Consider the following 23,398-nt stretch of genomic DNA (forward strand, 5'->3'; position numbering starts at 1 on the left):
CCCAGGACCGCCGCGGTCAAGGGCGCATCGGCGCGATATCGGTCCCAAAAAGATCGGCATAACTCGAAGTGCTTCGGGTAGCCGCGCGCCCATGGCCTCACCACCAGACAGAATTCCGCCCATAGTCAGGCGTGATCGCACATCAGGGCCCACCCGCCGGTCGCTGCTCGCGGGGGTCGCGGCGCTCGGCGCGCTGGGTGCGTCCGGATGCTCGCGCGTGGCCACCGCCTCCGGTACCGAGGGGGGTGAGCTCCTGGAGCGACTCCGCGCGCAGGGCGTGGCGCGGCTCGGCATCGCCGGGGAGATCCCCTTCGGCTACATCGACAAGAACGGCGAGCTGACCGGCGAGGCGCCGGAGTTGGCGAGGGTCATCTTCAAGCGGCTCGGAGTGGACCGGGTGCAGCCCGTCCCCACCGAGTTCGGTTCCCTCATCCCCGGCCTCAACTCACAGCAGTTCGACATCGTCGCCGCCGGGATGTACATCAACCCCGAGCGCTGCGAACAAGTCATCTTCTCCGACCCCGACTACCAGATGCTCGACTCGTTCATCGTGCGCAAGGGCAACCCGCTGGGCCTGCGTGACTACAAGGACGTCGTCGAGAAGAAGGCGAAGTTCGCGACCGGCACCGGCTATGCCGAGATCGCCTACGCCGTCGAGGCGGGCTACAAACAGGACGACATCCTCATCGTGCCGGACCAGGTGGCCGGTCTCAACGCGGTCGAGACCGGGCGCGCGGACGTCTTCGCCGGTACGGCGCTGACCACGCGCGAGGTGGTGAAGAAGTCCACCAAGGCCGAGGTGACCGAGCCGTTCAAGCCGATCGTCGACGGTGAACCGCATGTCGACGGCGGCGCCTTCGCGTTCCGGCCGAGCGAGACCAACCTGCGTGACGCCTTCAACCGGGAGCTGCACAAGCTCAAGGACAGCGGCGAACTGCTCCGGATTCTCAAGCCCTTCGGCTTCACCGAGAACGAGATGACGGACATGACCGCGAAGGAGCTCTGCGGCGGATGACATCCGGACTCTGGGAACTCGTCGTCAGAGGCATCTGGACGACCCTCCAACTGCTGGTCTTCAGCGCCCTGCTGGGCGCGGCGGTCGCGTTCGTCGTCGGTATCGCCCGCACCCATCAGTCGCGGGCGGTCAGGTTCCTCGCGGGCTTCTACACCACGGTGTTCCGCGGGACCTCCGCGCTGATCATGATCTTCTGGATCTACTTCGTGCTGCCGCTGAGCTTCGGCTGGCAGCTCGTGCCCATGTGGGCGGGAACGCTCGCGCTCGGGCTCACCTACGGGGCGTACGGCTCGGAGATCGTGCGCGGCGCCATCGCCGCCGTCGATCCGGCCCAGCGGGAGGGCGGCATCGCCCTCAGCTTCACCCCCTGGCAGCGGATGCGACTGATCCTGCTGCCGCAGGCGGTTCCGGAGATGATCCCACCGTTCTCGAACCTGCTGGTCGAACTGCTGAAGGGCACCGCGCTGGTGTCCCTGATGGGCATGGGTGACCTGGCGTTCAGCGGCAACCTGGTGCGCCTCGCGCTGCAGGAGAGCGCGGAGATCTACACGTACATCCTGTTGATCTACTTCGTCATCGCCTTCCTGCTCACCCGGCTCATGCGGGGCCTGGAGAAGAAGCTGAAGGCAGGGGTGGGCAAGGAGCCCAAGGCCGACGCCGAATCCAGGCTGCAGCCCCAGGCCACCGGTGTGGGAGGTTTCTCGTGAAGTGGGACTGGAGCGCGGTGGCCGACTTCATGCCGCACTTCTGGGACGGTCTGCTGGTCACCCTGCAGATCCTGGTCATCGGCTCGGTGATCTCCTTCGTGCTGGGCCTGGTGTGGGCACTGCTGATGCGGTCGCCCTCGCGCTGGGTCACCTGGCCCGTCGGCGTGGTCACCGAGTTCATCCGGAACACCCCGCTGCTGGTGCAGCTCTTCTTCCTGTTCTACGTGATGCCCGAGTGGGGCCTGACCTTCTCCGCCCTGACCACCGGCGTGGTCGGCATCGGCCTGCACTACTCGACCTACACGATGCAGGTGTACCGGGCCGGCATCGAGGCCGTTCCGGTGGGTCAGTGGGAGGCCGCCACGGCGCTGAACCTGCCCCCCCGCCGGACCTGGTCGGCGGTGATCCTTCCGCAGGCGGTCCGCCGGGTCGTCCCGGCACTCGGCAACTACGTCATCGCCATGCTGAAGGACACTCCGATCCTGATGGCGATCACCGTGCTGGAGATGCTCGGCGAGGCACAGCTCTTCGCCCGTGAGCACTTCCAGTTCACCGAGCCTCTGACGGTGATCGGCGTGGCCTTCATCGTCATTTCCTACCTGGCCTCCCTTGCCCTGCGAGCCCTGGAGCGACGCCTTGCCCACTGACACGATCCCCGACCCCGAGAAGAACCCCGAGAAGGACTCCGCCGCGAGCACCGGCGAGCTGATCCGGCTGGAGCAGGTCACCAAGCGGTTCGGGACCAACACCGTCCTGGACCACCTGGACTTCTCGGTCGACGCCGGCAAGCACGTCACCCTGATCGGCCCGTCCGGGTCCGGCAAGACCACGATCCTGCGGCTGCTGATGACCCTGCTCAAGCCCGACGAGGGCACGATCACGGTCGACGGGCAGAAGCTGTTCCCGGCCTCCGACAAGGAGGTCCGGGAGGTCCGCAAGAAGATCGGGATGGTCTTCCAGCAGTTCAACCTGTTCCCGAACATGACGGTGCTGCGGAACATCACCGAGGCGCCGGTCACGGTCCTCGGCATGTCCAAGGACGAGGCCGTGGAGCGGGCCAAGGGCCTGCTCGAGATGGTGGGCCTGTCCGACAAGCAGGACGCGCATCCGGCGCAGCTGTCCGGCGGGCAGCAGCAGCGGGTGGCGATCGCCCGGGCCCTGGCGATGCGCCCGCGGGTGCTGCTGCTGGACGAGGTGACGTCCGCGCTCGACCCGGAGCTGGTCGCGGGCGTGCTCGACGTGCTCAGGGACATCGCCCGTTCCACCGACATCACGATGCTCTGCGTGACCCACGAGATGAATTTCGCCCGGGACATCTCCGACCAGGTACTGATGTTCGACTCGGGCCGGGTCATCGAGTCGGGCCCGCCGGAGAGGATCTTCAGCGAACCGGAGAACGACCGGACCCGGGAGTTCCTCAGCGCAGTCCTCTGACTACGCCGTGTGACCAGGCAGAACCCGGGGCCCGCGGACTGGGGCATGCTTCTGGCATATGCCAGAGTGTCATTGCCCCAGTTCGGGTGCCCGGCAATCTTGTCAACCCCCGCCCCGCGCACGGCCTTTGCCGGTTAACCTGGAACAGGTTCACTGACCGGATTACGGCCCTACAGCAAGCGCAGGGGGAGACCACCGTGGCGCTGAAGCACGAGCCGACCACCCCGTACCACTCGGCCCAGGAAGCCCTGCGCGTCCTGGAGTCGGTGGCGCGAAACAGTTCGGGCGTCACCGACACCGAACTCGCCCGGCGCACCGGCATCGGACCGGAGCGGCTGACCACGCTCCTGCGCATGCTGCGCCGCGAGGGCTACGTCGAGCAGGTCGCCGACGGCGCGTACGTCACGGGCGAGACCCTGGCCCGCCTCGGCTCCGCCCGCCAGCGCGAGCAGGCGCTGCGGGACAAGCTCCAGCACACCCTCGACCGGCTGCGCGACTCGGTCGGCGCCGCCGTTTACATGAGCCGCTACGTCGACGGCGAGATCAGCGTCACCCAGTACGCCGACAGCCCGGCCACGCCCAAGGTCAACGAGTGGGTCGACTTCCGCTCCTCGGCCCACGCCACCGCCATCGGCAAGAGCCTGCTCACCCAGCTCGACCACGCCGGCCGCCGCGACCACCTCGCCCGGCACAAGATGGCCCGCCTCACCTCGCGCACCATCACCAGCGACCGGCTGCTGCTGTCCCGGCTGGAGTCCCACTCGCCCACCGTGCCCGTCCTGGACCTCCAGGAGTACGCGGTCGGCACGGTCTGCGCGGCCGTCCCCGTCACGGCCGGCTCCTCGGTCGGCTGCCTGGCCCTCTCCCTCCCCGTGGAGCACGCGCACCGCCTGCGCCAGGCCGCGGACACCCTCAACCGCAACGCGGCACCGCTCCTGCTGTCCATGGCGATCTAGTGCCGTGAAAGTGCCGCCGGGTGGTCCGGAGCACCCCTCGGGACCAGGTAGTATTTTCCGCGTCGCCCGCCGCGGAACACACTTCCGGCGGCAGGCGGGAGTCATGCGCCGCTAGCTCAGTTGGTTAGAGCAGCTGACTCTTAATCAGCGGGTCCGGGGTTCGAGTCCCTGGCGGCGCACCGGTGAAGGGCCTTCTGTGGGAGCGGAGGGCCCTTCGGCGTGTTCGGGGCCCCGGTGTCAGAATCCGGCGACGTCCGAGGCCATCGCCGACATCTCGGTGTACACGACCATGAAGCCGACGCAGAACACGACGATCACGCCGAGGAACGCCAGGATGCCGAACGTGGCCGCCGCGTGCTTGCCCCGGCTCGGCGCGTGGGCCGTGGCCACGACCTGGGGGCCGTCGGTGTAGTAGACGGTGACGTAGTCGCCCTCGAGGATCGTCCCCCGTCCGTCCTCCTCCTCGAACCGGATCACCCGACCGTCGTGCGTGAAGAACTCGTAGACGTGGTGCAGCGTCGTACGGACGGACGTGTCATGACCGCCGCCGGTCGTCGTGTACGCCCGCAGGCAACGCGCCTGAGCCGTCAGGCCGCTGTTCCAGGCGCCGCGGATCTGCAGCCAGCGACAGAGCACGCGGTACGCCATGAAGAGCACGCCGACCATGATCAGGCCGGGCACGCCGTAGAACATCACATCCATCGCACATCCCCCGAGGTCCCCCGCCGGCCCCGATCGGCTGGCGTGGGAGGAACCTACCCACGCCGGCCGCACCGGTGACTCAAGAGAACCTCAGAGGTTCAGAACGTGACGTCCGAGCAGGCGTAGAACGCGTTGGCCGTGTCGGCGATCGTCCACACCGCGACGATGGCGTGGTGGCCGCTCAGCCCGGACGGCAGTCTGCCGCTGGTCTGGATCAAGTCTGAGGGCAGGGACGCTAGTTGAACATGTCCATACCAATCACGGAGCCGTTTCTCCCCGGCCCGCGCAGAACGCCACCGTCAGATCCCTCACCAGCGCCTTCCGCTCGTAGTCGTCGAGTTCCACCAGCCCCCGCGTGGTCAGCCGGGTCACCGTGTCCTCCACCGAGTCCACGACCGAGGTGAGCACGCTCGCCCGGTGCTGGGCGTCCAGCGCGGCGATCCGGCGGCGGTGCATCGCGGCGGCGACCTCGGGGGCGTACTCCACCCGCAGCGGCTGCACCGAGAACACCTCCAGGCCGACCGGGGCCGCGTCCGCCGCGACCAGCCGGGTCAGCGTCCCGGCCGCCGCACCCCCGGCCCCCTTCGCCGCGCCCGGCATCTCGACGGGCACCCGGGCCAGCGCCGCCTCCACGCACTCGCGCAGATACGCCTCGTGGTCCTCGACGCCCAGCATGGCCCGCGCGGTGTCCCGCACCCGCCAGACCACCTGGACGACCACCCGCAGCGCGACCCCGCCCGCGTCGGCCGCGGGCACGGGTCCGCTGCGCCAGTGCCGCAGCCGCACGTCCACCCGGCGGCGCAGCAGCAGCGGGTTGACCCAGAGCAGACCGGAGCGCCGGACGGTCCCCCGGTAGCGGCCGAAGAGGTCCAGCACCCAGGCCCGTCCGGTGCGGCCCCGGGCCAGTCCGCCGAGCCCGAACAGCCCGAGCGCCCCGGCTCCCGCGTACGCCGCCCACTGCGCGGGACCGAGCCCGGCCCCGGCCTGGGCGGGAAGCCGCAGCGCCTCCAGCACGAGCGGCGGCAGCACCCCGGCCCACCAGGAGGTGACCGCGCACCCGGCCACCCCGCACGCCGCGGCCAGCACGCCCGCCGCGCCGGGCAGCACCCGCGCGGGCCGCTCCACCAGGTCGGGGTCGACCTTCGGCACCGGGCGGGGCGGCGCGGGCGCCGGGCGCCGCAGGCGCGGCTGCTCCCCGGTGCCCTGCCGACGGGCCACGACGGCGGGCTTGAGCGGCACCGGCGCCGGGGCGGGGGCGTCGCGGAACAGCAGGTGGACCGGAATCTCGGTGGTGGCCTCGTTCTGGATGAGCCGGGTGGGCCGGACCGGCCCTCCGGCCGGTCCGTCGGGCTCGGACGTGTGGGAAGTGGTCGTACTCATGCGTGCCTCCAGCCTCCGCGCCAGATGCGTCACGGGTGGTCCCCGGTGCCGGGTGCGGGCCCGCCGGAAGGTCCCGACCGGGGTTCGGGACCCGTCGGCCGGGCCTACGAGAAGAGCCGCCGCCAGGTCTCCGGCCCCGGGTAGCCGTCCGCCGCGCCGCCCCGCCAGCCCTGGGTGCGCTGGAACGCCTCGACGGCGCGCCGGTCCGCCTCGCTCCAGCGCGGACCCGGCCCGACCCGGTAGAACCTGCCGAACCCCTTGCGCACGAGCTGCCTCCCGAGCTGCGTGACGTACGTGTTGCTCGCGCCCGGGCGGAACAGCGCCCGCCCCGGGTAACCGGGGACGCCGTGGGAGGCGGGCGGCGGCGCCACCGCCCCGCCCTTCACGTCCTTGCCCCGGCCCGTGACGAGCAGTTCCCAGGTGCGCGGGCCGGGCAGCCCGTCCGCGTCCGCGCCCGTCCAGCCCTGGGCCAGCTGGAACGCCCGCGTCGCCCGCCGGTCGGCGTCGGTCCAGCGCGGCCCCGGGCCCGAGGCGTAGGAGCCCGCGGCCCCGCGCGCGACGAGCATGCGGCCGAGCAGCGTGACGTACTTGTTGTTCGCGCCGGGGCCGAAATACGCCGCTCCCGGGTAGGGCGTGGCGGCCGGTGCGCCCGGCTTCCCGGCGGCCGGTTCCTTGCCCGGTACGGTCCGCGGTCCCTCCGGGGTGACGCCCTTGTAGCGGTAGGGGACGTACCGGTCGGAGTCGCTCCAGTAGGCGTACGGGATGGACTGCCGGCGGGTGTGCGGACGGGTCTGCTCGTAGGCCAGGTAGGAGGTGTGTGCGGTGTCCGTCCAGCCGCCGAAAATGACGACGTGCGAGCCTTTCGCGGGGTCGGACGAATCGTGGAACAGCAGAATGTCGCCCGGCTGGAGCTCCTCCTTGGAAATCCGCTCCCCGTACCGGGTGAGGTTGCCGGTCCATTCGTTTCCGGGCAGCCGCCAGGCCATCGAGACATAACCGGAGCAGTCCTGCCGGTAACCGTCGGACCAGTACGCCGTCATGCTGTACGGCACTTTCGCGGCGACCCAGGTCTTGGCCCGGTCGATGATCTCCGCACGGGTGATGGCGGTGGGCTTGGAGAGCGCCGGGAGCCTCGCGGGGCGGCCGCCGGGGCCGTGCAGCGGGGCCTGGTGGCCCTGAGAGGTGTCGGGCTCGTCACCTGCGGGAACGCCCGGCCGGTGGGGTGCGTGCGGGGCGGCACCGGCGGGGACGGCATGGCTCGCGCCGAGTGCGGCGGAGGCCACGGCGGCCAGGGCGAGAGCCCGGTGCGCGGCCGGGTGGGCGGTGCGGCGGCCCGCCGGGGAATGCGGCAGGACGCGGCGCCAGTGGACACAGCCGGGGCAGTCGCAGTCGCTCGCGGGGTCGAATTCCTCGAATACCGGAGACTCCATGCGATTCCCCTCACACTTCCGGCGGAAAATGCGGTGCCCGTGCACGTCCGGGCGCGCGTCGTCAGTTTCGCAACTGTCTTCCGTGCGCGCATGCTGACGGTCCGAACGATGTACGCCGGGGCCCTGTGGGGGACCGCCAGGGGGCCGGTCGGGTGGTCGGGAGCACCTCCTGAGGTCCGGTAGAGTTACGCCGTCAGCGCGCGCCGCTAGCTCAGTTGGTTAGAGCAGCTGACTCTTAATCAGCGGGTCCGGGGTTCGAGTCCCTGGCGGCGCACCGACCGGAAGGCCCTTCGCGGAAGCGGGGGCCTTCTTGTATGCCCCGACACCTGAAGGGCGCTCCCCCTCTCTGGTCCTCTCTGGCCGGAACCCGGCGCACCGTGCGAGGGGACGGATACCCTCTCGCCATGGCAGCGCGTGACCTCCGGGAGCGGATCAAGAAGCTCATCATCAAGGCCATGAGGGAGCACTTCGGCGACATCCGCGCCCGCCTGTCCACAGCTACTCCACCGGTCCTCCACACTCACCCCAATGAACACGTATGACGCGTATGACCGGTAACCACCGCGTTTCGCATCTTGCGATCATGACGGGCGCCGTAGAACCCTGGGTTTCTTCTTTTTCAAGATGCTGCGGTTTCGTGGCAGTTGGGGGGATTCGGAGCCGGTCGCGCGCCGGGCGGGGGTAGGGGCCCCGGTCCTGGAGCGATGCCGTGGGGGGCATCATGCAACCGGAAGGTCGCGTTGCCGTGTCTATAGGGTGTGGATGACGTGGTGACTGCGATCCACCACTGATACGTCTGTGAAGGTCGAGGGGGACCCGCAGCAGACGGTAGGAAGCTACGAAACACGCGGCTGTCCGCGTGTGGGGGGATGACTCATGACGTCGAGGCCCACGGGTGCCCGGCAGGACGACGACCCGTCCCAGACCACTCAGCTCAGGGTGCCAACGCACCGCATGAGCACCACGGGGACGTTCCGGCGGATCAAGAAGACCCTGCCGAGATACGACTACGAGCACTACAGCCGGCTCGCGGGTCCCCTCACCCAGCCGGATCCGGGCAAGCCGTACAAGGTGCAGTACCGCTCGCTCATCTCGCAGGAACCGCACCGCATCCGCGTCGCCCTGATGCTGGCCGCCGCCCCGGTGCTGTCCCTGGTGCTGCTGTTCTGGCTGCTCCAGCCCGAGCACTGGACCGAGCGCGACTACCCGGCCTTCGACTGGCTGCCGACGCTCGACATGGTGATGCTCGTCTCGATCGGCCTGATCGAGTTCTTCCGCTGCATGAACGTGCTGTCGAACGCGCACGCCACGCTGGTGGCCCGCGACCCGATCCCGGTGGTACCCGAGACCGGCACCCGAGTGGCCTTCCTCACCTCCTTCGTGCCCGGCAAGGAGCCGCTGGAGATGGTGACGAAGACCCTGGAGGCGGCCGTCAGGATCCGCCACCGGGGCCTGATGCACGTGTGGCTGCTCGACGAGGGCGACGACCCCGAGGTGAAGGCGGTCTGTGAGCGCCTGGGCGTGCACCACTTCTCCCGCAAGGGCGTCGCGAAGTGGAACCAGGCCAAGGGCCCGCACCGCGCCAAGACCAAGCACGGCAACTACAACGCCTGGCTCGATGCGCACGGCGACGACTACGACTTCTTCGCCTCGGTCGACACCGACCACGTGCCGCTGCCCAACTACCTGGAGCGGATGCTCGGCTTCTTCCGCGACCCGGACGTCGGCTTCGTCATCGGCCCGCAGGTCTACGGCAACTACGACAACCCCATCACCAAGGCCGCAGAGTCGCAGCAGTTCCTCTTCCACGCACTGATCCAGCGCGCCGGCAACCGCTACGGCTCCCCGATGTTCGTCGGCACCTCCAACGCCGTGCGCATCAGGGCGCTGAAGCAGATCGGCGGTCTGTACGACTCGATCACCGAGGACATGGCGACCGGCTTCGAGATGCACCGCCACAAGAACCCGGCGACGGGGAAGAAGTGGCGCTCGGTGTACACGCCGGACGTGCTCGCGGTCGGTGAGGGCCCCAGCGCCTGGACGGACTTCTTCACCCAGCAGATGCGCTGGTCCCGGGGGACGTACGAGACGATCATCGGGCAGTACTGGAAGGGCTGGTACTCGCTGCCGCCGAGCAAGCTCTTCAACTACACGATGATGATCATCTTCTACCCGATGTCGGCCCTCAACTGGATCCTGGCGGCGCTGAGCTGCTGCCTGTTCCTGGGCCTGGGCGCCTCGGGTGTGAACATCGACCCGGCGGTCTGGCTGATGCTCTACGGCAACGCCTCCGCCCTGCAGATCGGCCTGTACGTCTGGAACCGCCGGCACAACGTCTCGCCGCACGAGCCGGAGGGCTCCGGCGGTGTGGCCGGCATGGTGATGTCCGCGCTGTCGGCGCCGCTGTACGCGAAGGCGCTGATCGACTCCGTGCTGCGGCGCAAGAGCAAGTTCGTGGTCACGCCCAAGGGCGACTCGGCGAGCCCGGACCGCTGGTTCGGCACGTTCCGCTACCACTGGTACTTCATCCTGATCTTCGCCGCCTCGATCGCCGCCGGCTTCGTCTTCGGCCACTCCCACCCCGCGATGATCATCTGGGCGACGTTCGCGCTGCTGATCACGGCCTCGCCGGTGTTCGCCTGGCGCTGGCAGCTGCGGCAGGACGCCAAGAAGCCCGCCGCCCCCGCCGGGGAGCAGCCGCAGGACCCCGCGGGGCCGAACCGGACGCAGCCGCTGCCCATCCCGCAGCAGCCCGCGGCCCACGCCCCGCGGCACCAGCCCGGTTGGGCCGCCGCCCCGGGCGGAAACGGGGAGGTCGGGGAATCCGACCAGACCATGCAGATCGCCCTTGGTGGACTTGGGGGACGTAAGGAATGAACGACCGTGCAGGCCGCCGCCGGGCCCGTCGACTCGCGATCGGCACGGCGGTGGTACTCGCGCTGGCCGGGATGAACGGGCCGTGGCTCTACCGCTTCAGCACCGAGAAATACCACCAGTACACAATCAACAAGCCGGAGTACAAGGCCGCGAACGGCAAGTGGGAGATCATCGATTTCCCCGAGGAGTACCGGCAGAACACCATCCACGCGGCACTGCTGCGCACCGGCAAGGTGCTGCTCGTCGCGGGGTCGGGCAACAACCAGGACAACTTCGACGCGAAGAAGTTCGACACCCGGATCTGGGACCCGGTCAAGGGCACCGTCAAGAAGGTCCCCACACCTGCCGACCTGTTCTGCACCGGCCACACGCAGCTCGCCAACGGCAACCTGCTGATCGCGGGCGGCACGAAGCGCTACGAGAAGCTCAAGGGTGACGTCACCAAGGCCGGCGGCCTGATGATCGTGCACAACGAGAACCCGGACAAGCCGATCACGCTGCCCGCCGGCACGAAGTTCACGGGCAAGGAGAACGGCCGGACCTTCGTCTCGAAGGACCCGGTGCTCGTGCCGCGCGCGAAGAAGGTCTTCGACAAGGCGACCGGCAGGTTCCTGCGCAACGACCCCGGCCTCGGCCGGATCTACGTCGAGGCGCAGAAGCGCGGCAAGAAGTACGAGACGGGCACGCAGGACAACTACCGCGTGCACGGCCTGAAGGGCGCCGACGCCCAGAACACCTACGGCATCGCGCAGAAGCTAGCGCTCGACAAGAAGGACTTCCAGGGCATCCGGGACGCCTTCGAGTTCGATCCCGTGGCCGAGAAGTACATCAAGGTCGACCCGATGAAGGAGGCCCGCTGGTACCCGACGCTCACCACCCTGAGCGACGGGAGGATCCTCAGCGTCTCCGGCCTCGACGACATCGGCCAGCTGGTCCCGGGCAAGAACGAGGTCTTCGACCCGAAGACCAAGAAGTGGACCTACACCGGCAGGGTCCGGCAGTTCCCGACCTACCCGGCGCTGTTCCTCATGCAGAACGGCAAGGTCTTCTACTCGGGGTCCAACGCGGGCTACGGGCCGGACGACGTGGGCCGTGACCCGGGCGTGTGGGACGTGGACACCAACAAGTTCACGAAGATACCGGGGCTGAGCGACCCCGAGCTGATGGAGACGTCCGGCACGGTGCTGCTGCCGCCGGCGCAGGACGAGACGTACATGGTGATCGGCGGCGGTGGCGTCGGCGAGTCTCAGGAGTCCAGCGAGAAGACCCGGATCGTCGACCTGAAGGACGCCGACCCGAGCTTCGAGGACGGCCCGTCCCTGGACAGGGGCACGCGCTACCCGAACGCCTCGATCCTGCCCGACGACAGCGTGCTGATCTCCGGCGGCTCGGAGGACTACCGGGGCCGCAGCGACTCCGACATCTTCGAGGCGCGGCTCTACGACACGGAGAAGAACGAGCTCAGGCGGGTCGCCGACCCGCTGGTGGGCCGCAACTACCACTCCGGGTCGGTCCTGCTGCCCGACGGCCGCGTGATGTTCTTCGGCTCGGACTCGCTGTACGGCGACAAGGCCAACACCAAGCCGGGCAAGTTCGAGCAGCGCATCGAGATCTACACGCCGCCGTACCTCTACGGCGACGGGGACCGGCCCGCGCTGTCGGGCGGGCCTGAGACCATCGAGCGCGGCGGGACGGGGACCTTCACCTCACCGGACGCGAACCGGGTGGAGAAGGCCCGGCTGATCCGGCCGAGCGCCGCCACACACGTCACGGACATCGACCAGCGGTCGATCGCCCTGGACTTCGAGGCGTCCGGCGACAAGCTCACGGTGACCGTGCCGAAGAACCGGAACCTGGTCCAGGCGGGCTGGTACATGCTGTTCGTGACGGACGGCAAGGGGACGCCGAGCAAGGCGCAGTGGGTCAAGGTGCCGTAGGAGACGACTGAAGGGGCGCTCTCCGGGAGAGCGCCCCTTTTCACGTGGGCCGGTGGGTCAGCCGCCGGCCTTCGCCAGCTTCAGCGCGTAGTCCTCCCACCACTGCCCCGCCTTCGGTCCGCCCTTGCACTCGCCGTCCGACTCGCCCGGCCGCTTGACCCACAGGTACGCGTCGACCAGCGGGTCCGCCGTCTTCGTCGTCGGGGTCTCGCCCAGCGCGCGGCCGGGCGGGTTGCACCAGCGCTCGTCCGGCTTGCCCTCGGTGTAGGGGCCCTTGCCGTTGCGGCTGGTGTCGATGACGAAGTGCTTGCCTCCGACCTTCGCGGAGAGCTGCTTGCCGTAGGCGATGGAGTCCTCGGTGGAGTAGAAGTTGGAGACGTTGACCGAGAAGCCGTCGGCCTGCGCGATGCCCGCGCGGTTCAGCGGCTCGAAGATCTGGTCGGGGTTCTGCCAGCCGGCGTTGCCCGCGTCGAGGTAGACCTTCGTGTTCTTCAGGGACTTCAGCTGGGTGACGGCGCCCCTGAGGAGGTCGTAGCGCTCCTCGTGGAACTGCTCCGGGGTGCAGCCGTCCACGAGGTGGAGCAGCGCGTCCGGTTCCAGGATGACCGTCGCGGGCCGGTCGCCGATGCCCGCCGCCACACCGCCGACCCAGGCGCGGTAGGCGTTGCCGTCGGCGGCGCCGCCCTGCGAGTACTGGCCGCAGTCGCGGTGCGGGATGTTGTAGAGGACGAGCAGCGCCGTACGGCCGGCCTTGTCGGCGGCCTCGGTGAAGCCGCGGGTCTGCTCCTGCGGGTTGTCCGGGCGGACCCACTCGGCGACCGGCTGTTCGGCGATCTTGCGGATCTGCTCGGCGTCCTCCTTCTGGCCGGACTTCTCCAGGGCGGCGACCTGCCGGGCCGCCGTGCCGTCCGGATTGACCCAGAAGGGCGCCTTCTCCTTGGGCTGTTGGGTGATCCCGGCGCCCTCGCCGGCGCCCTTGTCCGATCCGTCTCCTCCGTCGGCGGAGGAACACCCCGTGATCAGCAGCGCCGCCCCCAGCACCACTGCGGACATCCGCCTCCCGGCGGACACCCCGACCCCCCTGCTGCCGTACATCCAACTCCCCCCTTGATGCACCGATCCAAGTCTCAATCCTGACATACGTCCCGGGACACCCACGGCGTGAACCCCATGGTTCCGGAGCCTTGCCCAGCGGCGGCGCCTGCCCGGCCTCCGGCCAGAGATTCACCCACCGTGGCCTCCCCGGCGGCTCCAGAGCCCATACCGGTGAGTCACCGGCATGGGCTCTAGAGACCGGTTCCCGTCAGGTACGCCGAGACGACCACGTTTGCCGTGTAGCTGCGGGTCGTACGGTCGAAGCTGCCGCCGCAGGTGACCAGCCGCAGCTCGGCCCGCCCCGACTCCCGGGGCCCGTACGCCTGGTGGGCGTCGAAGCGGTCGCGGGTGAGGACCTGCACGGACTCGACGGTGAACTCGGCGACCTTGGCGTCGGCCCGGATCACCCGGATCGTCTGCCCCGGCCGCATGGCACTGACCTTGTAGAAGACGGCCGGCCGGGTGTCGGTGTCGACGTGCCCGACCATCAGCGCGGTCCCGGGCGCCCCGGGCGCCACCCCGCCGGCGTACCAGCCGACCACGCCCGGCTGGTCGTACGGCGGCGGATCGAGCGCACCGCGCGCGTCCAGGCCGCGTGCCACCACGGGCGCCTGGACTCCGAGCCCGGGGATGTCCACGCGCTGCGGCAGGGCGTCCCCCAGCGGGCGGTGCGCGGGCGGCAGCTTCACGTCCGGAGGACGTCCGGCCGCCGCCATGTCGCCCGTGGTGGGGGCGGAGATGCCGTGCCGCACGTCGGTGACCTCACGGCCCCACAGCCACAGCCCGAGCAGCAGCACCACCCAGGCCACGCCGGCCAGCAGGCGGCCCGTACCCGAGAAGCGTCCGTGGACCTGGTTCTCCTCGGACATGGTCAGTCCGTTCCACGGCCCCGGCGGACACCGCCCAGCGCGACGACCACCGCGGCCACTCCCGCGAGCACCATCCCGGTCACCCCCTGCGCCGTACCCGGCCCGGCGCCGCGCTCCTCGGCGGCGACGAGGTCGGCGGCGCCGCCACCGCCCGCCCGGACGGGGGCGACGGGTGAGGCCGGGGCGCTCGGCGACCGCCCGTCGCCACCGGGAGCGGACGGCTGCCCGCCCCGCCCGGGCACGGGCGGAAGCCCCTCGGACCCGGACACCGGTGGCCGCCCGGATCCGAGCCCGGCCACGGAGGACTCGCCGTCGGCCTCGGACATGGAGGAGTCGTCATCGGGCCCGGCCAAGGAGGACTCGTCATCGGCCTCGGACGTGGAGGGCTCCTCACCGGCCTCGTTCGCCGTGGACTCCTCACCGGCGTCGGCCTCGCTCGCCGTGGACTCCCCACCGGGCCCGGACGCGGACGAACCGCTCTCGGTGAGGGACCGCCGTCCCTTGCCGTCCCGGACGGTGACCGTGCCGGTCCGTTCGGCGTCACCGCAGGTGACCTTCAGGGGGTACGACCCCGCTTCGAGTGTGGAGCGGACGCGGCTCTCGCCGACGAGCTCACGGCCGTCGGTGACGGTGAGCCGGGCGTCCGCGACGAACGCGGCCGACGCGGCGACGGCCGTCCGCGCCGCGCAGCCGGTCACGCGGAGCGTGACGTCGCTGCCGGGCGCGGGTGCCGCCGGGGTCACGGTGACGCCCCCTCCGTCCGCCGCGTATGCCGCCGGGGTGAAGGCGACTGCGGCCAGGACACTCGTACAGACAGTGACTCTCAGGGAACACATCGTGAACCTCCAGATGCCTGGAGCCTCCCCCGCACGACGGGTCGCCGCATCCTCAAGGACGCGGCGACTGCTCCATACGGGTGGCGACGGGTTTGGGCCCGGGGAGCCCTGCCGCCGGGGCTCAGACCCGGTCGACGAGGTCCGCGATCGAGTCCACTACCTGCGACGGCCGGTACGGGAAGCTCTCCACCTGTTCGGGCCGGGTCAGGCCGGTGAGCACCAGGAACGTCTGCATCCCGGCCTCCATGCCCGCCAGCACGTCGGTGTCCATGCGGTCACCGATCATCGCGCTGGACTCGGAGTGCGCCCCGATGGCGTTCAGGCCCGTCCGCATCATCAGGGGGTTCGGCTTGCCCGCGAAGTACGGCTTCTTGCCGGTCGCCTGGGTGATCAGCGCGGCCACCGCGCCGGTCGCGGGCAGCGGGCCCTCGGTGGAGGGGCCCGTCTCGTCGGGGTTGGTGCAGATGAACCGGGCACCGCCGATGATGAGCCGCACCGCCTTCGTCATGGCCTCGAAGGAGTACGTGCGGGTCTCGCCGAGGACGACGTAGTCCGGCTCGTGGTCGGTCAGGATGTAGCCGATGTCGTGCAGCGCGGTGGTCAGCCCGGCCTCGCCGATGACGTACGCCGAGCCGCCCGGCCGCTGGTCGTCCAGGAACTGGGCGGTGGCCAGGGCCGAGGTCCAGATGCTCTCGATCGGCACCTCCAGGCCCATGCGGCGCAGCCGGGCGTGCAGGTCGCGCGGGGTGTACATCGAGTTGTTGGTGAGGACCAGGAAGGGCTTCCCGGAATCGCGCAGCTTCTTCAGGAAGGCGTCGGCTCCGGGGATCGGTACGCCTTCGTGGATGAGCACGCCGTCCATGTCGGTGAGCCACGACTCGATGGGCTTGCGGTCTGCCATGTGCGGGATCTCCTGCCGTACGCGGTCCAGCGTGCGACCCAGCCTAAACAGTGGCGGGATCTTGGGGAACGGCCCGGGTGCGGCATCCCGACAGGCGGGACGGCAGGTCAGTGCGGGACGACAGGTCGGACAGGGGCGACCGGTTCAGCGGCGCCGGCGCGCGAGGTGCAGCGCCGCCCCGCCCCCGGCGAGCAACAGGGCCGCCGCGATCGCCGCGACCTGGACGCCGCTGCCGGTGCGGGCCAGTTCCTCGGCGAACGGGAACCGGTCCTCCCGCGGCGGGACGGAGGCGTCGGGGTCGGGGGCGACGTCGGGGTCGGGGGCGACGTCGGGGTCGGGGGCGACGTCGGGGTCGGCGTCGGGGTCGGGCTCGGGCTCGGCCGGAGGGTCTGCCGTACCGGCGTCCGTGCCCGCTTCCCCGTCGCCGATCCCGAACCGGTAGTCGTTCGACTGCCCGACCCAGTCGCCGTCGTCGTCGTGCCGCTGCACGACCGCCGCGTTGGCGGTGACGTCGTTCGGCACGGCGTCCGAGGTGACCGCGAGCCGCACCTTCACGGTGACGGTCTTCCCCGGGCCGACGGTGAACCCGGCGAAGCGGTCCTCCGCGTCGGTGAACGCCCCGACGAGTTCGTCCTCGCCGGTCTTCTCGAACCGCACGGGGTGGGCGCGCGGCCCCTCGAAGAACTCCAGCCGGGGCTGGGACGGCTCCAGAACCCGCTTGTCGTCCATCAGCACGACGACGGGGTGGATGGCGGAGCAGGTCCGGTCGGTCGTGTTGGTCAGGTCGACGTACCAGGTCCCGAAGCCGCCCCCGGCGGTGTAGGAGTCCGGGCCGCCGTGGATGCGGGTGGTGAGCGGGAAGGTGTGGTCGTCGGGCGCGGCACAGGCGGGCGCCGGGGCGTCCGCGTACGCCGGGTGAGCACCAGGGAGCAGGACGGCGGCTGCCGTCGCCAGGCAGAGGTGAACGGGCGTGCAGAATCGCATGATGATGTGACATTGCCGGGCGGCGGCGCCGGCAAGTCGGCGTCGCCGGGAAGCACCCCGAACGGCGGTGCGGATCCGCCCGGTCGGCGGACAGGCAACGGGCCGGCACCGGCGGAACGGCTTCCGGCCGCTCCTCGGCCCGGCAGGGGCAGGAGCCGGCTCGCGTCGCGCCGGCCGAGCCGTCCCCCACCCGCCCCCGCGCCCGAACACCGAGGAAACGGCTTCCGGCCGCTCCTCGGCCCGGCAGGGGCAGGAGCCGGCTCGCGTCGCGCCGGCCGAGTCGCCCCTCACCCGCCCCCGCGCCCGAACACCGGCCCCAGCACCAGCTGAGCCGCCCCGACCGCCACGGCCCGCCCGCCGCCCGGGGCGAGGCGTACGGGCACCGGCTCCTGCCCGGTCCGCCGGGCCCAGGCCTCCAGCACCGCCGCGGCCCCCCGCACGAACGCCTCCGGTGCGGCCGCCACCGTGCGGCCGCCCAGCAGGACCACGTCGATGTCGAGCAGACCGACGAGGTTCGCCGCCCCGGCGCCCAGGACCCGTGCCGCCTCCGCCAGGTCGCCGCGCGCCACCGCGCCGAGGCACAGCGCCTCGACACAGCCGCGGTTCCCGCAGGTGCAGGGCGGGCCGTCCAGCTGGATCACCTGGTGGCCGAACTCCCCGGCCCCGGTCCTGGCACCCCGGTGCACCGCGCCGCCGATCACCAGCCCGGCCCCCAGCCCCGTACCGAGGTGCAGGTAGGCGAAGGAGCCGCCCTCGCCCCCCGCGGCCAGGCCGAGCGCCGCCGCGTTGGTGTCCTTGTCGACCGCCACCGGCACGCCGAGCCGCTCCGCCAGCGCCTCCCGCAGCGGAAAGCCGCCCCACTCGGGGAATCCGGTCACCCGGTGCAGCACCCCCCGGGCGTGGTCGAGCGGGCCGGGCAGCGCGATCCCCGCCCCCAGCGGGGTCCGGCCGGGCCCGGCCGGCAGTACCTCGGCCACCGTCTCCCGTACCGCTCCCAGTACGGACTCCGACCCCGCGCCCAGGTCCAGGGCGGCGCGTCGCTCCCCCACCACGGAGCCCCGGAGATCCACGAGCAGGGCCCGCACCTCGTCCCGGTCCAGATGGACCCCGACCGCGTGCCCCGCCTCGGGCACCAGCCGCAGCACGGTCCGCGGCTTGCCGCCCGTCGAGGCCCGTCGCCCCGCCTCCGCCGCGAGCCCGTCCTCCCGCAGCCGTGCCGTGATCTTGCTGACCGCCTGCGGGGTGAGCCCGGTCCGCTCGGCGAGTTCAAGCCGGCTGATGCCCTCGCCCCCGGCCGTGCGCAGCAGGTCGAGCACCAGCGCGGCGTTGTGGCTGCGCAGCGCGAGCAGGTTCACCCCGCCCCCGGTGCCGTGCATGCCGCCCACCCCGCCCGTACGGTCGTCCGCCCTGTTCACGTCCCCCATTGTCCCCGGCGCTTGCACTTTGGCAACAGCGTTGCGAAAGTGGGTGGCATGACTGGCACACCCCTCGGCGCAACCCCCGGCTCGCCCCTCCGCGTCGGCCTCGTCGGCTACGGCCTCGCCGGCTCCGTCTTCCACGCCCCGCTGATCGCCGCCACCGAGGGCCTGACCCTCGACACGGTGGTCACCTCGCACCCGGACCGGCAGCGGCAGGCCCGTGCCGAGTTCCCCGGCGTACGCCTCGCGTCCTCGCCGGACGAGCTGTTCGCCCGGGCCGCCGAGCTGGACCTGATCGTCGTGGCGTCGCCGAACAAGACGCACGTGCCGCTCGCCACGACCGCACTCCGGGCGGGTCTGCCGGTCGTCGTCGACAAGCCCGTGGCGGGCACCGCGGCCGAGGCCCGCGACCTCGCCGCCCTGGCCGAGGAGCGCGAGCTGCTCCTGTCCGTCTTCCAGAACCGCCGCTGGGACAACGACTTCCTCACGCTGCGCAAGCTGCTCGGCGAGGGCGAGTTGGGTGACGTCCGGCGCTTTGAGTCCCGCTTCGAGCGCTGGCGTCCGAAGCCGAAGGGCGGCTGGCGGGAGTCCGGCGACCCCGCGGAGATCGGAGGTCTGCTCTACGATCTCGGCAGCCATGTCGTCGACCAGGCCCTGGTCCTCTTCGGCCCGGCCGCCTCCGTGTACGCGGAGACGGACATCCGCCGCCCGGGCGCCGAGACGGACGACGACACGTTCATCGCGATCACGCACATCAACGGCGTCCGCTCCCACCTCCACGTCTCCGCGACGACCGCCCAACTGGGCCCGCGCTTCCGCGTCCTGGGTTCCACGGCCGGCTACGTCAAGTACGGCCTCGACCCCCAGGAGGCGGCCCTCCGGGACGGCCTGCGCCCCGGCCCCGGCTGGGGTGTGGAGCCCGAGTCGCTGTGGGGCCGGGTGGGCTCCGGCGAATCCCCCGTGACGGGCGGCGGCCGCCCCGAACCGACCCTCCCGGGCGACTACCCCGCCTACTATGCGGCCGTGGCGAACGCCCTGCTGGAGGGCGCCCCGAACCCGGTGACCGCGCGGGAGGCGGCCGCCGCCCTGGACGTACTGGAGGCCGCCCGTCGTTCGGCCCGCGAGAAGGTGACGGTGACCCTGTGACCCACAAGAGCAACTCCTCACACAGCCAGGAACTGACCCCGAAGTTCCACCCGGAGCTCACCCCGAGCCTGGAGGAACTGGAGAAGCAGGAACGCCTGCTGGTGTTCCGCCAGTTCACGTACGACGACGCCTGGGCGCTCGGCTCGCTCCTCGTGGAGATGGCCCGGGAGCGGCAGGCCCCGGTCGCCATCGACATCCACCGCGCCGGCCAGCAGCTCTTCCACGCGGCACTGCCCGGCTCCACCCCGGACAACGACGCCTGGATCGCCCGCAAGCGCCGGGTGGTGGAGCGCTACGGCTCCGCGTCCTACCTGGTCGGCGCCCGCTTCCGCGCCAAGGGCACGACGTTCGAGGAGTCCTCCCGCCTCGACCCCGACACGTACGCGGCCCACGGCGGCTCCTTCCCGGTCACCGTCGAGGGCGTGGGCGTGATCGGCGCGGTGACGGTGTCGGGGCTGCCGCAACTGCAGGACCACCGGCTCGTGGTGGAGGCACTGGAGCAGTACCTGCACAACGGCCGTTAGCCGGCCGGAATGAGCGGAGGGTCCCTCCGGTTGGCACCTGCTGTACGCGTGTGTACGCCTGTGTGCGCGTGTGTACGCGTGATCAGACACGGCGCCCCACCGGAGGGATCGGACAGATGAGCACCCCCGTCAAGGAAGCGGTCGGCCGGTACGGCATCTGGAGCGTGGGCCTGCGCTCCGAGGAACCGGACCGGCGCGGCGAACTCGCCGAGGCCGCCGCCGAACTGGAGGAACTCGGCTACGGCGCCGTCTGGCTGGGCGGCAACTCCTCCGCCGCCAACGCCGCCCCGCTGATCGAGGCGACCTCGAAGCTGACCGTCGGCACCAGCATCCAGAGCATCTGGCAGCACGAGCCGGACGCCGCCGCCACGGCCTTCGCGGACCTGGAGGCGGCCCGCCCGGGGCGTTTCCTGCTGGGCCTCGGAGTGAGCCACGCCAAGCGGGTGGAGCAGTACGCCCGCCCGTACTCGGCCCTGGTCGGCCACCTGGACGGCCTGGACGCCGCCGGAGTTCCCGCGGACCGCCGCCTCCTGGCCGCCCTGGGCCCGAAGTCGCTGCGGCTGGCCCGCGACCGGGCGGCGGGCTCGATCCCGTACCTGGTCACGCCCGAGCACACCGCGCAGGCCCGCGAGATCCTGGGCGAGGCCCCGCTGCTCGCCCCGGAGCTGGGCGTCATCCCGGAGACGGACCCGGGCCGCGCCCGCGCCCTGGCCCGTGAGTTCCTCGGGATCTACCTCCCGCTGCCGAACTACACCAACAACTTCCTCCGCATCGGCTTCACCGAGGACGACCTGACGGACGGCGGCAGCGACCGCCTGGTGGACGCCCTGTTCGCCTGGGGCGACGACACGGCGATCCGCACCAGGATCGACGCCTACTTCGAGGCGGGCGCGGACCACGTGGCCCTCCAGATCCTGGACGGCACACCGCGCGACGCCCTCCCGAGAAAGGCCTGGCGCCAGGTGGCGGCACTGCTCGACTGACCGTCTTCGGGGACGCGGGGAACTGCGCGACAAACCAACACACGGCCCGCAGCCGACAACCCGAGCAGTCCCCGGCCCTCCCGGCTCCCCCGGCTCTCCCAGAGGCAAGTGCCCTCAGGGGCGCGGGGAACTGCGCGACAAACCACACACGGCCCGCAGCCGACAACCCGCGCGCAGTCCCCCGGCTCCCCCAGCGGAGCGCCTACGCGCTCTTGAACTCCTGCCGCTGCCGCCCGAGCCCCTCGATCTCCAGCTCCACGACATCCCCGGCCCGCAGGAACGGCTTGGGCTCGGGCGCCCCCAGGGCAACCCCCGCCGGTGTCCCCGTGTTGATGACATCACCGGGGTACAGCGTCATGAACTGGCTGAGGTACCGCACGACCTCGCCCACCGGGAAGATCTGCTCAGCCGTCGTCCCGTCCTGCTTCAACTCCCCGTTGACCCACAGCTTCAGGGACAGGGCCTGCGGATCGCGCACCTCGTCCGCCGTCACCAGCCACGGCCCCAGCGGATTGAACGTCTCGCAGTTCTTGCCCTTGTCCCACGTGCCGCCCCGCTCGATCTGGAACTCCCGCTCGGACACGTCGTGCGCCACGGCGTACCCGGCGACATGGGCGAGTCCCTCCTCCGCGGACCCCAGGTACCTGGCCGTACGCCCGATGACGACGGCCAGCTCGACCTCCCAGTCGGTCTTGTGGGACCCGCGGGGTACGAGCACGGTGTCGTCGGGCCCGACCACCGTGTCCGGCGCCTTCATGAAGACGACCGGCTCGGGCGGCGGCTCGGCCCCCGTCTCGCGGGCGTGGTCGTGATAGTTGAGCCCGATGCAGACGATCTTGCCGATGCGCCCCAGCGGCGGCCCGATCCGCACCCCGGCCGCATCCAGTACGGGCAGCTCGCCGGCGTCCGCGGCGGCCCGGACCCGGCCGAGTGCCTCCTCGTCGGCGAGCAGCGCGCCGTCGACGTCCGGGACGACGCCCGACAGGTCCCGCAGGGTCCCCTCGGTGTCGAGCAGCGCGGGCCGCTCCGCCCCCGCCGTACCGACTCGCAGCAGCTTCATGATCACGTCTCCCTAGATCGCGGGCGCCCGGCCGATGCGCGCGACCCGGATGCGGCGGGGCAGCCATCGGAGGACTGGTCGATCCTCCAAGGTGAGGGTCCACTCCGCAATACCCCGTTCACGTACTGGGACCGTCCCGCCCGGCCACCGCCGGGACACCTGCCTGACCGCCCACCGGGACCCTCACCGGCCGCACACCGGGACCCCGGCCGACCGCCCACCGGGCCCCTGACCGACGACCGCCCATCCGACACCCGGCAGCCCGGCTTGGTGTCCACCGGGACCATGACCGACCGACTGTCGGGACACCCGGCCGCCCGCCCGCCGAGGCACGCGACGGACCGCCTACCGATACAGCGCGGCCCGCTCGACGACGCTCCACGCCGTACTCGTCACCACGTACAGCGCGGCGGCCAGCGGCACCACGGCCACGGTGACGAGCGTGAAGAACGACATGAACGGCATCACCTTGGTCATAGCCCCCAGCCCCGGCACCTGCTCCCCCGCACCGCCCTGGGCGGCCGGATGCGCGGCCATCATGCGCTTGCTGAGGCGGTAGCCGAACGCGGCGACGCATCCGACGACGACGAACAGCCCGGCGTACACGAGCCCCGCCCCACCGAAGAGACCGCCCTGGAGCGCGTCCGCCCACCGCTCGCCCAGCGGCGCGGCGAACAGCTGATGGCCGAGCAGCTCATTGGCCTCCCCGCCGATCGTCTCGCTGGAAAACAGGTGGTAGAGCAGGAAGAACGCCGGAATCTGCAGCAGCCCGGGCAGGCAGCCGGCCAGCGGTGACACCTTCTCCTCGGCGTGCAGCTCCAGCACGGCCCGCTGCAGCTTCTCCGGGTTCTTCCCGTGCTTCTTCCGTAGCTCGGCGATCTTCGGCTGGAGCGCGGTCCGGGCCTTCTGGCCGCGCGCTGCGGCCCGGGAGAGGGGGTGGGCGAGGAGTCGTACGAGCGCGGTGAACAGGACGATCGCGGCGGCGGCCGCGGAGGCGCCGAACAGCGGCTGGAGCAGGTCGGCCAGGTGCTCGACCAGGTTGGCGAAGACGGACATGGGTGAGCCCTCCGGGGGTCTCGTCGTGCCGGGAGTGGGACATGGCGGCATGACGACCCGCGCGGGGTCCGGTGACGTGGATACGCCC

The 23,398-nt window shown here is 71.2% G+C and carries 22 protein-coding genes, 2 tRNA genes and 1 pseudogene; 13 read left to right on the forward strand and 12 right to left on the reverse strand.

Annotation, left to right across the window (positions count from 1 at the left end):
- Positions 1–91: 91 nt before the first annotated feature.
- The 6 genes from ehuB (at position 92) to ACZ5TL_RS09770 (ending at position 4,291) form a co-directional block, all read left to right on the forward strand.
- Entirely contained in the window at positions 92–1,015 is a 924-nt protein-coding gene (gene ehuB / locus ACZ5TL_RS09745) for an ectoine/hydroxyectoine ABC transporter substrate-binding protein EhuB (protein ID WP_468588847.1), read from the forward strand.
- Entirely contained in the window at positions 1,012–1,722 is a 711-nt protein-coding gene (gene ehuC / locus ACZ5TL_RS09750; protein WP_468588848.1) for an ectoine/hydroxyectoine ABC transporter permease subunit EhuC, read from the forward strand. Before ehuB ends, ehuC begins: the two co-directional genes overlap by 4 nt.
- Complete coding sequence (gene ehuD / locus ACZ5TL_RS09755; protein WP_468588849.1) at positions 1,719–2,369, forward strand: ectoine/hydroxyectoine ABC transporter permease subunit EhuD; 651 nt, start codon at positions 1,719–1,721, stop codon at positions 2,367–2,369. Before ehuC ends, ehuD begins: the two co-directional genes overlap by 4 nt.
- Positions 2,359–3,156 (forward strand): ectoine/hydroxyectoine ABC transporter ATP-binding protein EhuA, encoded by a 798-nt coding sequence (gene ehuA / locus ACZ5TL_RS09760; protein ID WP_468588850.1) that lies wholly within the window; start codon positions 2,359–2,361, stop codon positions 3,154–3,156. Before ehuD ends, ehuA begins: the two co-directional genes overlap by 11 nt.
- A 197-nt stretch (positions 3,157–3,353) precedes the next feature.
- Positions 3,354–4,112 (forward strand): IclR family transcriptional regulator, encoded by a 759-nt coding sequence (locus tag ACZ5TL_RS09765; protein WP_468588851.1) that lies wholly within the window; start codon positions 3,354–3,356, stop codon positions 4,110–4,112.
- Positions 4,113–4,217: 105 nt separating this feature from the next.
- Positions 4,218–4,291, forward strand: a tRNA-Lys gene (locus ACZ5TL_RS09770).
- Positions 4,292–4,349: 58 nt separating this feature from the next.
- Here the strand turns inward: ACZ5TL_RS09770 and ACZ5TL_RS09775 are convergent.
- The 4 genes and pseudogenes from ACZ5TL_RS09775 to ACZ5TL_RS09790 form a co-directional block, all read right to left on the reverse strand.
- Complete coding sequence (locus tag ACZ5TL_RS09775; RefSeq protein WP_468588852.1) at positions 4,350–4,814, reverse strand: hypothetical protein; 465 nt, start codon at positions 4,812–4,814, stop codon at positions 4,350–4,352.
- Positions 4,815–4,912: 98 nt separating this feature from the next.
- Positions 4,913–5,020: pseudogene (locus ACZ5TL_RS09780) on the reverse strand (lytic polysaccharide monooxygenase); the annotation flags it as partial.
- 52 nt (positions 5,021–5,072) lie between these two features.
- Positions 5,073–6,194: an SPFH domain-containing protein gene (locus ACZ5TL_RS09785; protein WP_468588853.1), complete on the reverse strand. Its 1,122-nt coding sequence runs from the start codon at positions 6,192–6,194 to the stop codon at positions 5,073–5,075.
- A 104-nt stretch (positions 6,195–6,298) separates the two neighbouring features.
- Positions 6,299–7,624 (reverse strand): peptidoglycan-binding protein, encoded by a 1,326-nt coding sequence (locus ACZ5TL_RS09790; RefSeq protein WP_468588854.1) that lies wholly within the window; start codon positions 7,622–7,624, stop codon positions 6,299–6,301.
- 200 nt (positions 7,625–7,824) lie between these two features.
- Here ACZ5TL_RS09790 and ACZ5TL_RS09795 point away from each other — a divergent pair.
- The 4 genes from ACZ5TL_RS09795 to glxA all read left to right on the forward strand — a co-directional run bounded on the left by ACZ5TL_RS09795 (position 7,825) and on the right by glxA (position 12,438).
- A tRNA-Lys gene (locus ACZ5TL_RS09795) sits at positions 7,825–7,898 on the forward strand.
- Between the two features lie 130 nt (positions 7,899–8,028).
- Positions 8,029–8,166 (forward strand): hypothetical protein, encoded by a 138-nt coding sequence (locus tag ACZ5TL_RS09800; protein ID WP_468588855.1) that lies wholly within the window; start codon positions 8,029–8,031, stop codon positions 8,164–8,166.
- Between the two features lie 334 nt (positions 8,167–8,500).
- Positions 8,501–10,501: a glycosyltransferase family 2 protein gene (locus tag ACZ5TL_RS09805; protein ID WP_468588856.1), complete on the forward strand. Its 2,001-nt coding sequence runs from the start codon at positions 8,501–8,503 to the stop codon at positions 10,499–10,501.
- The gene (gene glxA / locus ACZ5TL_RS09810) at positions 10,498–12,438 is read left to right on the forward strand and encodes a radical copper oxidase GlxA (protein WP_468588857.1); all 1,941 of its coding nucleotides are present in this window, start codon (positions 10,498–10,500) and stop codon (positions 12,436–12,438) included. The genes ACZ5TL_RS09805 and glxA overlap by 4 nt, the downstream gene beginning before the upstream one ends.
- Positions 12,439–12,495: 57 nt before the next feature.
- Here glxA and ACZ5TL_RS09815 read toward each other — a convergent pair whose 3' ends face one another.
- The 6 genes from ACZ5TL_RS09815 to ACZ5TL_RS09840 all read right to left on the reverse strand — a co-directional run bounded on the left by ACZ5TL_RS09815 (position 12,496) and on the right by ACZ5TL_RS09840 (position 18,499).
- Complete coding sequence (locus ACZ5TL_RS09815; protein WP_468588858.1) at positions 12,496–13,533, reverse strand: glycoside hydrolase family 6 protein; 1,038 nt, start codon at positions 13,531–13,533, stop codon at positions 12,496–12,498.
- A 191-nt stretch (positions 13,534–13,724) separates the two neighbouring features.
- Positions 13,725–14,402: a class F sortase gene (locus tag ACZ5TL_RS09820; protein ID WP_468588859.1), complete on the reverse strand. Its 678-nt coding sequence runs from the start codon at positions 14,400–14,402 to the stop codon at positions 13,725–13,727.
- A 2-nt stretch (positions 14,403–14,404) separates the two neighbouring features.
- Positions 14,405–15,238: a hypothetical protein gene (locus ACZ5TL_RS09825; protein ID WP_468588860.1), complete on the reverse strand. Its 834-nt coding sequence runs from the start codon at positions 15,236–15,238 to the stop codon at positions 14,405–14,407.
- Between the two features lie 121 nt (positions 15,239–15,359).
- Positions 15,360–16,139, reverse strand: coding sequence for an HAD-IIA family hydrolase (locus ACZ5TL_RS09830; RefSeq protein ID WP_468588861.1), 780 nt, complete (start codon positions 16,137–16,139; stop codon positions 15,360–15,362).
- Between the two features lie 144 nt (positions 16,140–16,283).
- Positions 16,284–17,123 carry a hypothetical protein gene (locus ACZ5TL_RS09835; RefSeq protein ID WP_468588862.1) on the reverse strand — a complete coding sequence of 280 codons (840 nt, stop codon included), beginning with the start codon at positions 17,121–17,123 and terminating at the stop codon, positions 16,284–16,286.
- Positions 17,124–17,410: 287 nt separating this feature from the next.
- Entirely contained in the window at positions 17,411–18,499 is a 1,089-nt protein-coding gene (locus tag ACZ5TL_RS09840; protein WP_468589005.1) for an ROK family transcriptional regulator, read from the reverse strand.
- 96 nt (positions 18,500–18,595) lie between these two features.
- On the opposite strand from ACZ5TL_RS09840, the gene ACZ5TL_RS09845 reads away from it, so the two are divergent.
- From ACZ5TL_RS09845 to ACZ5TL_RS09855, 3 genes are all read left to right on the forward strand, one after another.
- On the forward strand, positions 18,596–19,687 hold the full coding sequence (locus tag ACZ5TL_RS09845) for a Gfo/Idh/MocA family oxidoreductase (RefSeq protein ID WP_468588863.1): 1,092 nt from the start codon (positions 18,596–18,598) through the stop codon (positions 19,685–19,687).
- Positions 19,684–20,211 (forward strand): heme-degrading domain-containing protein, encoded by a 528-nt coding sequence (locus ACZ5TL_RS09850; RefSeq protein ID WP_468588864.1) that lies wholly within the window; start codon positions 19,684–19,686, stop codon positions 20,209–20,211. Before ACZ5TL_RS09845 ends, ACZ5TL_RS09850 begins: the two co-directional genes overlap by 4 nt.
- A 116-nt stretch (positions 20,212–20,327) precedes the next feature.
- Positions 20,328–21,194, forward strand: a complete 867-nt coding sequence (locus ACZ5TL_RS09855) for an LLM class F420-dependent oxidoreductase (protein WP_468588865.1) — start codon at positions 20,328–20,330, stop codon at positions 21,192–21,194.
- Positions 21,195–21,396: 202 nt separating this feature from the next.
- On the opposite strand, the gene ACZ5TL_RS09860 is transcribed toward ACZ5TL_RS09855, so the two are convergent.
- Both ACZ5TL_RS09860 and ACZ5TL_RS09865 read right to left on the reverse strand, forming a co-directional pair.
- Positions 21,397–22,254 (reverse strand): fumarylacetoacetate hydrolase family protein, encoded by an 858-nt coding sequence (locus tag ACZ5TL_RS09860; protein WP_468588866.1) that lies wholly within the window; start codon positions 22,252–22,254, stop codon positions 21,397–21,399.
- A gap of 345 nt (positions 22,255–22,599) precedes the next feature.
- The gene (locus tag ACZ5TL_RS09865; protein ID WP_468588867.1) at positions 22,600–23,310 is read right to left on the reverse strand and encodes a YidC/Oxa1 family membrane protein insertase; all 711 of its coding nucleotides are present in this window, start codon (positions 23,308–23,310) and stop codon (positions 22,600–22,602) included.
- Positions 23,311–23,398: the final 88 nt, after the last annotated feature.

This window comes from Streptomyces sp. NPDC033136, assembly GCF_055578235.1.